Here is an 11,799-nt window from a genome sequence, read left to right on the forward strand (position 1 = left end):
ACTTCCAGTTTACTTGATGATTATTTTTGTACTCATTTCTCCTTCGGAAGTTTTAAGTTTCACAATATAGACACCTGAAGCAAAATTTTTGATCGGTATCTGAATTCGTCTTTGATCTTTGTCTTCAACATCCCACTTATCGACAATCTGCCCTAACAGATTAATCAGATAAACATCATTCACTGTAGTATCTGGAGTTTTGTTTTGGATAATCAGGGTTTTATAATTTCTTGCATACAAAACGTCAATTTCCTTGTCCAAGAACGACTCTTCAACACCAAGTGTTTTATTTAAAAACAGTATGTAAAACCTATTCTTATATTCGCCGATATCTAATGAAATGGAGAAAGCTTCATCCCTTATGTTCTGGTATCTGGCCGTTACGGAATCGAATAAAAATATTTTGGTGCTTTCTGTTATATTTTCTAGCTCATCAATTTTTATAGTAATTGGTCCCTTATCAGCAATTGTAATTCCTAAAGGGATGACCTGATCCTCATTAAAATTATTAATTCCTTGAATCACATAAGCTTTGTTATTTATTTCCCAATAAATATCATTTTTTTGCATATCAAACGTAGGAGCATCGTAACCAATATCAGGTCCCGAGGTCGTGTTACTATCAGCCGTAACCAGCAGTTGCCTGTGTATACCTACAAAAGAGTCAAATCCCAGTCTGATTTTTGATCTTGCATCTATTATTTGAGTTTTTTTGTTTCCTACACTTTTCATAAATACAGAACTTTCGGGGCTTTCTCTTTTAAATGCACGTTGATTATTGTTAAAATTCAACAAAGGAGCAGCTACCGCTGTTCCAAGTGGCGCATCAATAAAAAATCCTTGTGCCACAGGAATGTATCGTTTTGGACTTCTTGATCCGCTGGAATTATTATTTACGGTTAATACACTATTTGCAATGCCAGGAACCCCTCCGGATAAATTATACGCAGCATAACCTCCGGTATATTGCGCCAGTATATGATTGTTAGTAACACCAAAATGATCCCAAAAGTACAACGTCCCGTTAAATACATTTTGTGTTGCGGTACAGCCTGCACAATCTTTCAGGTTGTTTCTTATAAACTCGTTTGCATCAAGTGCTGATGGATAAGGGTTTCCGACTAGGTAAATTTGGTTTAAAGGTAATGGTAGTGAAATTGTAGCGTTATTTGGTTTTCCTATAAAAACATAGTTTTGCGTCACATTAGTTGCGGCAGTGCCTCCCGTTCCTTTCATCGTAAATCCTTCCCCTGTTTTTAAAAACCCAGTGCTTCCAAGATAGTTCCATTGATTATAATTTTGTAGCTCGGTACTTTTAACCTTATCGTTATAAGACCAAATCCAGCGGTTGCTTGTTTTTATCGGCGATGATAACGCGCCATCAGCAAAATAGGCACCATCATTGAAAGAGATTAGGCCCGGAGCTGCTGAATTTGTGCCATCTTTTGCTACTCCTATAACTGAATATGGTGCGTTATTAGCGCCTCCTTGAATACTTACCGGTGATGACCAATAATTATAGTTGTAACTGTTACGCTGGCCTTGCTGATCGCGTTCAATGTATCCCAAACTGGCTTCCTCTAAAATACTTTCATTAACCTGGGTAGTGGAAAAGTAGAAATCGGAATCATAAGAGCCATAACGTTTTTGCAATAGTTGCGATTCTCCAACTAAATCAATATTGCCGTCCAGTTTTAAATAATGTGTGATCCATAGCATGCGACCACTGTTACTTTCGTTTTGAGGCGCGGGAGCTGGTTCCGCCATTGTTAACTTACCTGAAATTGACTTCAATCCCAAAAGTGTAATTCCATCTTTTCCACCAGCTTCTACCGACTTAATATTGTTTGATATTTTTACTATGTTCCAATCAATGCGTGTCTTAGCAACATCAATTCCTACACTATTCGGGTAATCCCAAACAACTGGCTGAGTCCAGGTGCTCATAACATTCCAATCTCCATCGTTTGCGCTTGTATATGGTAATGGTGCCGTATTTTCCTGCCAAGTGGTCATATTACGAAGTTTTCCATTTACAGGAATAGTGGAATTATCCGGTGTATAGCCACCATTTGTTATTGTTCCAATCAATAATTGAAAATAACCCTTCAGTGTTCCAAAGCCGAAGCCTGGAGCGGGCATTGGAATTTCTACGCCGATATTCGCATTATTTTGCAAACGTTGGTTCATTGTGAATCTTATCTGATCTTCTGTAATTTTCCCATCCCAGATCCTAACTTCTTCTATCCAGCCGGAGAAATGATTATCAGTATTCGGAGGAGTCCATCGTGCACCTATAAATGCTCGGTCTGTACCTTTAGCGGAAATAGTTTTATTTACGTTAATTCCGTCCACATATAATTTCCCGTCAGTATCTACTGCAATATGGTACCAACGTTTATTTAGTACTACTGATGAAGGAAGATCTGACATATTTATTTCTAAATTTTTAGTGCTGATAATTGTACCTTTTGAGGCATCTGTAAAGGTTCCGTCTGCTTTTAGTCTTGGGTATGGTCTTATCCAAGCCTCTATGCTATAGGTTCCAGTATATCCTGTGCCAAGGTCAACATAGTCATCAACCCCGTCGAAATCTAAGGTGGTACAATCTTGTATACTTAATTTAGGTCCAATGTAATTAGGGATACAAGTGGTATTTTGGATAATTTGTCCATTTTCATCTTTTGACATCGGTACTAAAACCCAATTGATGGTATAGTCTCCTATATTTGCTGCTGTGAAAATGGCTTTTGGATTATTTTTAGGATCTATGTTAACACTTTGGTCAGGATTAGAAAGAACAAATCCCACAGGCCCCTGAATACTCCATTCGCCTACGTATCCATCCGGCGTAGGGTAAGAAGTTATTGCACCTTGTTTTCCTCCAACAACGGCAGCACTTAGAGGTACACTATTAGTTCCACAGCCTACTGCCGATGCTACTGTTGTGGTTGTATATTTATCGAAGGCAAAAACCCTTACTTCTTCTTGATTTACTGGGCTGGAACATGTATTACCAGCACTGTCAAGAATCAATGACGTTTTTACCACAAAGATATTCCAACCAATTTTTGTTGGAGTCCAGGTTACATTATTTGTGGTTCCAATAATTATAGGATTTGAAGGATCAGTAGTATCAGTCCATTGCAAGTTTACATCTCTAGGGCCTTCAGGTACTTTGATGTTATCTAAAGCCCAGATATCTCCAACTCTACTACCAGTATAGCTAAATCGAACCCTTAAATTACTATAGCCAATGTAGTCTCCTAAATCAATTTCCATCTGGTTTATACCAGGTGTTCCTTGTCCAAAACGATCGTAATTTCCACTAGTTGCTATGCCAGACTGTTGGAATAATATAGGTTCGGAGGTATAGGAAACTCCACCATTTGTTGAAATTTCTACTTTAATAGTTGCGCCAGGAGTAAGGTTGTAAGCCTGATCAAAAGTTAGAATGGCTTCGTCCAAGGCACCTAATGAAAATACTGCTGTTTCAAGTGTCGATGGGTTATTCCCCGATACAATAGCAAAACCTTTATTGCCCGCGGTGCTTAGGGAAGTATCCCATCTTTTATCAACGATTTCGTAAGTTGGGGTTAAATTTGCCGTAGCGAAATCATGCGGATTGGTTCTTAACCACTTATCTGGATTTCTATTATCAGCAGAAGATTCGAAATTAAAATTAGTATTTCCAAATTGATCTGTTATTCTCCAGCCTTTATTAGTTATGGATGAATTATCAAAAGCACCTCCCTCAAATTGTCCGAAAGATTCACCATAACCTGTTTGTGAGCTTAGTTCAACCCCTTCACCGATACAAATTACCTTTTTGTTTGCGGAAACTGGACTTGGTTTAATATTAGTTGGGATAACACTGATAATAGCAGTTTCACTATATACGTTTGGTGAACAAGCACCACTACTTATCTCTACCCTGAATACTGTAGATGCCGTAATCTTTAAGTTATTTATTTGTGAGGCCGAGAGAGAAGTACCAGTAAAATTTCCGGCACCGTCTGGAATTACAGACCAAGATGGTGCGGTACTTGTTCTATATTCCCATTTTACTATTGTACCTACGATACCTGTTAAATCCAGTTTAACTGGATTAACAACAACAACAGCAGCATTTGGATTGGGATCTATACAAGATAAAAAGATTCTTCCTGTTGCTCCAAAGGATAAGATTCCACCTTTAGGATTAGGGTCAATAGTAATGGTGAATGTTTTAGAAGATCCGGCACAATTAACACTTCCGTTATTAAAAGTTGGCGTAACCACAATTGTTGCTACAACTGGAGAAGTTCCAGTATTTGCGGCTGTAAATACAGGAATGTTTCCAGTTCCGGTAGCGGCCAGTCCGATTAAAGCAGTATTATTAGTCCAAGAATATGTTGTAGTTCCGATAGTGTTTATGGTTGTAAAAGCAGGTACAGTTGATGAACTTCCGTTACAAAAAACTTGATTAGTAGGTAGATTGACTTGAGCAGCAGGATTTACTGTTATGGATCCGCTTAAAGAAGCGTTACTACAAAGTCCTTGTGTCGTTACCGTATAATTAAAAGTTCCAACTACAGATGGAGTACCGCTTATTGTATACACTCTAGTTCCAGAATTATAGGAACCAGTGACACCAGCTGGAAGTGCGCCAGCTGTAATGGAAGCGTTAGTCCCACCGCCTCCAATAGCATAACTGATATTAAGTACAGTATTAACGCAATTTGTCGGATTGTCTGACCCTGCTCCAGATGATAATACAATAGTTGAATTAGGATTAACGGTAACATCAACTGTAAATGGTAATCCCAAACAGGAATTTGAAGTAGGAGTTACGGTATATCGAATAATTCCTGCCGTTGTTCCCGTATTGTTTAAAGTTTGAACGATGGTGTTTTGGGTACCATTGCTAAATCCAGTAATTGTCCCTTCGGTAGGAGAAGTTTGAATGGCGGCTGTCCAACTATACGTTGTGCCAGTTACTGCCGAGTTTAACGCTACGTTTGTTGTTGAACCACTGCAAATCGTTTGAGCTATGGCAGAACCTACAGGAGCGGGATTAATTGTTACGTCAACTGTAAAAGTTATTCCTGTACAAAAGTTTGCAGTAGGAGTAATTGTATAGCGAATAGTTCCTGCTGATGTGCCTGTATTGTTTAAAGATTGGGCAATTGTATTTCCCGAACTATCGCTAAATCCAGTAATTGTTCCACCCGTTGGATTAGTTTGAATTGCTGCAATCCAACTAAATGTTGTGCCGCTAACGGTTGAGTTTAGCGCCACATTTGTCGAAGATCCGCTACAGATAGTTTGAGTAGTGGCAGATCCTATTGGTTTTGGACTAATTGTTAATAGTACTGCTGTTGACTGTATAGAGGTGCAAGTATAACCTGAAGAGCCAGAAATTATCACATCATAATTACCTGCATCACTTAAAGCTGCTGTTGTGATAGTGTAAGTAGCAGAAGTTTCTCCAGTGATATTACCACCGTTTTTTCTCCATTGATATGTCAAAGGATCGCCACCAGCATCTGCTGTTACTGAGAAACTAACATTTGCCGTGTCTTCGCAAACAGTTTTTGAAATTGGCTGAGATGTTATAGCAATGGATTGATCAATATTCAACGTTACTTGGTCAGAAGTAATAGCTGCGCAAGGTGAGATCCCGCTAACAATTGCATAATAAGGGCCGTCATCAGTTAAAGCAGCTTGAGCGAAATTTAATACATTAGTATTAGCGCCAGTTATATTAGCCGAATTTACAACAGCGACTCCACTACCTATTATCCCTTTATACCATTGAAAAGTTAATCCGTCTCCACTAGCTACTACGCCAAAGGTTGCAGGGTTGGAAGCACAAACACCTACATTAGATGGCTGAGTATTTATAGTTACTAAGCGGTTTATAATCAAAATAGAATTGTTTGATGTTAAAGGAATACAAGGACCCGTTCCCGTAATTACTACATTATAATCATTGGCAGTATCAGTAGTTTGTAAATTAGACAGCGTTAAAGTTGATGAGTTCGCGCCAGCTATATTGGCTCCGTTTACCAAATTAGTGCTGCCTTTTCTCCATTGATATATTAAGCCTGCACCCGTTGCATTTACGTTTAAAGTGGCTGTACCTCCCGAACATAAAGTTTGGGTTGCTGGAGGTTGGGTTATAATTGAGACTGCTTGGTTAATGACCAATGTTGCATTATTTGAAGTCAAGGGTGCGCATGGTACAGTTCCTGTAATTACCACGTTGTAATCAGAAGCCGCATCACCGCTAACTGTTGGATTTATGGTTAAAGTGGCTGTGGTAGCACCTGAAATAGTACCTCCATTAGTTAAATTAGTAGTTCCTTTTCTCCATTGATACGTTAAACCTGTTCCTGTCGCTACTACATTAAAACTTGCTGATGTTCCTGAACAAACGGTTTGTGTTGGTGCTGGTTGAGTATTTACAGCTACTATTTGGTTTACTACAAGGCTCGATATATTTGATGTAACCGCCGTGCAAGGTGCTGTTCCGCTGACAACTACAGTGTAATTTGCAGCATCAGACGAAGTAACATTAGCTAATGTTAAAGTAGATGTTGTTGCACCAGAGACATTGCTACCATTTACTAAATCGGTTCCGCCTTTTTTCCACTGATAATTTAAACCTGTTCCTGCCGCGCTCACACTAAATGTTGCTGTACTACCTGAACATAAAGTCTGTGTTGTTGGTGGTTGTGCAGTTATTGCAACAACTTGGTTCACGACCAAAGCTGCATTATTTGAAGTCAAAGGGGTACAAGGTGCAGTTCCTGTAATTATCACGTTGTAATCCGAAGAAGCATCACCACTTACTGCTGGATTTATCGTTAAAGTTGCTGTTGTAGCTCCTAAAATTGCACCTCCATCAGTTAAATTAGTACTACCTTTTCTCCATTGATACGTTAAACCAGTTCCTGTTGCTACTACATTAAAACTTGCTGCTGTTCCCGAACAAACGGTTTGTGATGTTGCAGGTTGAGTTCCAATGTCTACTATTTGGTTTACTATTAAAGCAGCCGTTGAAGAAGCTACGGGACCACAAGGACTCGCCCCGCTTACAATGACATTATAACTTCCGGCATCCGAAGTGGCTAAATTGGATAAATTTAATGTAGCCGTGGTAACTCCTGTTATATTTCCTGTATTGCTAAGGTTAGTAGTGCCTTTTCTCCATTGGTAGGTTAATCCGGAGCCAGTTGCGCTAACACTAAAAGTAGCTGTGCTTCCTGAACATAAGGTTTGTGTCGTTAGTGGTTGGGCAGTTATTGCAACAACTTGGTTTACCACCAAAGCTGCATTATTGGAAGTCAAGGGCGTGCAAGGAGCACTTCCTGTTATCACAACATTATAATCGGCTGCCGCATCGCCAGGCGATACCGGATTAACAACTAATGTCGCAGTGGTTGCTCCACTGATACTACCCGCGTTTACAAGGTTGGTTGTTCCTTTTCTCCATTGGTAGTTTAATCCTGTTCCAGTGGCCGTAACATTAAAGCTGGCTGAATTTCCTGAACATAGGGTTTGCGAAACAGCAGGGTGAGCACTGATCGCTACAACTTGGTTCACATTCAATATGGCATTCAAAGAGGCGACAGAAGTGCAGGAACTCGCTCCGCTTACTATAACGTTGTAAGAACCGGCATCACCCACTGAAACGCTTGTTAAATTTAAAGTAGCGCTTGTTGCACCGGATATATTCCCACCATTTACTAACGGTGTTGACCCTTTTTTCCATTGATAAGTCAAACCTGTGCCTGTTGCTTCTGCACTCATACTTACGTTCGATCCTGAACAAGCGGTTTGTGAAGCTATAGGCTGAGATGTAATTACTACTGCCTGATTTACCGTGACGTTTACTGTTGCGGTGCCAGCAAGTGTAGAACATCCTGTAGGAGTATTTGTTTTTATTGTTAGAATTACATTACCGGCACTGATAGCCGGGGTGTAAGTTGCAGACACTATTATTGGATTAGTTCCCGATGTTATTATGTTAGAAAAATTTCCGCTTGGTGCTGACCACGTTCCTGCATTTGCATTCCCTGTTAATGTTCCAACAACTGAAATAGCGCTATTCGAACAAACTGATTGTGTTGCAGAGGAAACAGTTACCCCTGTAAACGAATTAACGTTTATTGCATTACTACCGTTACTAGCTGTTGAAACACTAATATTTCCGCAAGTATTAACTGCCTGTACAGTTACAACTTGATTACCAGTTTGGGCCGCAGTTGTCACAGAGACCGTAATTGTATTGGTCAAATCTCCTGATAAAATTGTCCATCCGGAAGGTAAAATCCAATTGTAATACTGCACACCAGTCGCGCCTGCCGGAGCTGTAAGTGTAATATTTGCTGTTGGACAAATTGATTTACTTGGGGAGATCGATATGGATGCACTACCATTCCATCCAGACGGTGGAGCTGTATACACCGTCATAATAATGCTATTGCTGGTTACTGTAACGGGAGATGCGCAACCAATATTTGATGTCATTACAACGGTAATTGTTGATGGGCTTGCAAGTGACGTAGTAGTGTAGGTTGAATTGGTTGCGCTATTTATATTTACACCATTTCTTTGCCATTGATATGTTGGGTTAGTGCCACCATTTACTGGCGTTGCCGTAAACGTTACGCTTGTTCCAGCGCTATTACAAATAGAAGTAGACGTTGATGTAATAGTCACAGAGGGTACTACAGCAGGATTGACAGTGATCGTTCCTGTAGCTGTAGTCTGATTACAAGAACCTGTCGTTGTCACTGTATAAGGAAAGGAGCCACTAACAGTGGGTGTTCCGTTTATAGTAAATGTTCCGCCACTATAAATGCCATTTACGCCGGTTGGTAATCCTGTTACGGTTGCTCCAGTTCCCCCACCGCTAATGGCAAATGTAATCGTACTAATTGCGGTGTTAATGCACCTGGTTAGATTATTTGAACCACCTCCTGAGGTTAAAGTGATTGCTGCATTTGGACTTACTGTAATTGTTCCAGTTGCTGTTGCTTGGACACAAGCGCCTGTGGTTGTGACCGTATAGGGAAAAGAGCCGCTTGCTGTGGGTACGCCATTTATTGTATAAATGTTGCCACTAAAACTACCTGTTACTCCCGCAGGTAAGCCCGTTACGGTTGCTCCAGTTCCTCCACCGCTAACTGCAAATGTGATATTGGTAATCGCAACGTTAATACATTTTGTTTGGTCATTTGTAACTGCTCCAGATGTTAAATTGATTGCTGCATTAGGAGTAACAATAAGGGTTCCCGTGGCTGTTTTTTGGGCACAAGTGCCAGTTGTTGTTATTGTATAAGGAAAAGATCCGCTAGCTGTGGGTGTACCGCTTATTGTAAATGTACCGCTATTAAATACTCCTGTTAAACCTGCCGGTAATCCTGTTATATTTGCGCCAGTTCCACCTCCACTTACGGCAAATGTAATAGTACTTATTACTGTATTAATGCATCTAGTTTGATTATTTGTACCTGCGGCGGAAGTTAAAGTGATAACTGCATCTGGACTAACTGTAATGCTTCCAGTTGCTGTTACTTGAACACAAGATCCTGTGGTTGTCACTGAATAAGGAAAAGTTCCACTAACTGTTGGAGTTCCGGCAATTGTGAAGGTACTTGCACTAAAGCTTCCTGACACTCCAGAGGGAAGGCCTGATACTGTAGCTCCGGTTCCACCACCACTTATACTATAGCTAATATTTGTTAGTGAAGTATTGGCGCATAAGGTCTGATTATTTGTGCTAGCTCCTGAAATTACGCTAATGACTGCATCCGGATTTATCGTAATTGTTCCCGTAGCTGTAGTCTGAGTACAGGTGCCTGTAGTTGTCACAATATAGGGAAAAGATCCAATTGCTGTTGGTGTTCCACTTATGGTAAAGGTTCCTCCACTAAAAGTTCCAATTAAGCCTGCAGGTAGTCCTGTTACAGTTGCGCCAGTTCCTCCTCCGCTTACGGCAAATGTGATAGTGTTTAACGCAACGTTAATACATTTTGTTTGATTATTAGAACCTGCTCCTGATGTTAAACTAATTACTGCAACAGGATTGACCTTTATAACACCCGTTGCAGTTGTTTGGACACAGGTACCGGTTGTTGTGACTGTGTATGTAAAAGAGCCACTCGCTGTGGGTGTGCCGCTAATTGTTACCACACCTCCACTAAAACTGCCTGTTAAACCTGCTGGTAGACCTGTCACGACCGCTCCGGTTCCTCCACCGCTAATAGCAAATGTAATAGGCGAAAGTGGTGAATTAGCGCATAAGGTTTGATTATTGCTTCCGACTCCAGACGTTAAACTAATTGAAGCATCTGGACTGACTGTTACTTTAATAGCGTTGCTAGTTACCATTGAAGGTGAGGGGCATGTGGCAGAAGAAGTGACATCTACAGTAACGTTATCGTTGTTTGAAAGTGCGTTTGAAGTAAAAGAGGCGCTATTTACTCCAACGGGGTTACCGTTTACTCGCCACTGATAGGTTGGGTTTAGTCCTCCATTATTTAAATTATTGATATTAAATGTAACAGCAGTTCCAACACAAAATGTTGTTTGAGTAGCTGATAGAGTAACAGTGGGAACGACCAGAGTATTGACAGTCATGGTAAATACATTGCTTGTTGCAGTAGTAGGTAAGGCACAAGTCGCATTGGAAGTCATAACCACTTTTACCTGATTTCCATTGGTTAAGGCGGAAGTTGTGTAAGTTGCGCTATTAGATCCAACTGGAGTGGTACCAACGAACCATTGATAAGAGGGAGTTGTACCGCCATTTGTAGGGGCTGCTGTAAAGATCACAGAAGTTCCTGCACAAATACTGTTTCCGGTATTGGCGGCAATTGATACAGCCGGAACTAAATTTGGATTAACAGTAACAATTGAGTTATCAGTATATGGGGAAGAACATCCTACTGCTATGATATTATAAGTGGTAGTTGAAGATGGGTTAACACTAAAAGTAACATCAGCTCCAGTTCCTGTTTTAGTAGCAATAATAGTAGTGCCAACTCTTAACTGATAATCTTGCAAGTTTACACTACCAGTCAAAATAATTGACGCACTTTGTCCACTACAAATTATATCGTCCGATACGTTTCTTTCAGCACAATCCTGCCCAAAACTATAAAGACTACTTAGAAACAATAATAGTATAATAAAGTATTTTTTTTTCATGGCACCTACGATTTAGAATCAAACAATTAATATTTTTTAAAAATTACATAGTGGGGACTAGGTTAATTCATACGTAAAATAGTATTTACTGTAGATGTAACATTTCTGTAAAAAAAGCGGGGCGGCTTAATTAATTTTAAAGTTAATTTCTAATATGAAATGTAGATTTGGGCTTATCTAGCTTAAAGTTAAGTATTTAAATTATATCGATGTATTTTAAAAGCGTATTTTCGACGAAAGTGTATTTATGTCGACGAAGTACATTTACTTTATAAAAATTAATTTATTTTTCGGACTTTTTTACGTTAAAATATTAGCGCTAAAAAAAGCTGTCCATACCCGGACAGCTTTTTTTGTAATGGAATAAACATTTAATTTTTTAATGCAGTTACTTTCTTCAGTATTAGTTTTATTTCCTGCATGCTAAAACGAAGGGAGTATGATGGCAGCAAATGTTAAATATTTCCATTTAAGGTTAAATGCTTTTGTTTCTCTGTTTGAAATCAATTTACAAACCAACATTAGATATTAATAATTGGTCAAATTATTTTTAAAAATCAGATCATTATTTGCTTCATTGTATGGTAAAATATGGTA

At 39.5% G+C, this 11,799-nt stretch carries 1 protein-coding gene; it reads right to left on the reverse strand.

The genetic code is table 11. The features are described from left to right. Positions 1-9: 9 nt before the first annotated feature. Positions 10-11,202 carry an immunoglobulin domain-containing protein gene (locus tag E0F89_RS12400; RefSeq protein WP_131910100.1) on the reverse strand — a complete coding sequence of 3,731 codons (11,193 nt, stop codon included), beginning with the start codon at positions 11,200-11,202 and terminating at the stop codon, positions 10-12. Positions 11,203-11,799 lie beyond the last annotated feature (597 nt).

It is taken from the genome of Flavobacterium caseinilyticum (genome assembly GCF_004349085.1).
GTDB lineage: Bacteria > Bacteroidota > Bacteroidia > Flavobacteriales > Flavobacteriaceae > Flavobacterium > Flavobacterium caseinilyticum.

Coding starts and splice junctions, on each gene's coding strand:
- E0F89_RS12400 (WP_131910100.1), bottom strand. CDS start 11,202: ATGAAAAAAAAATACTTTATTATACTATTATTGTTTCTAAGTAGTCTT.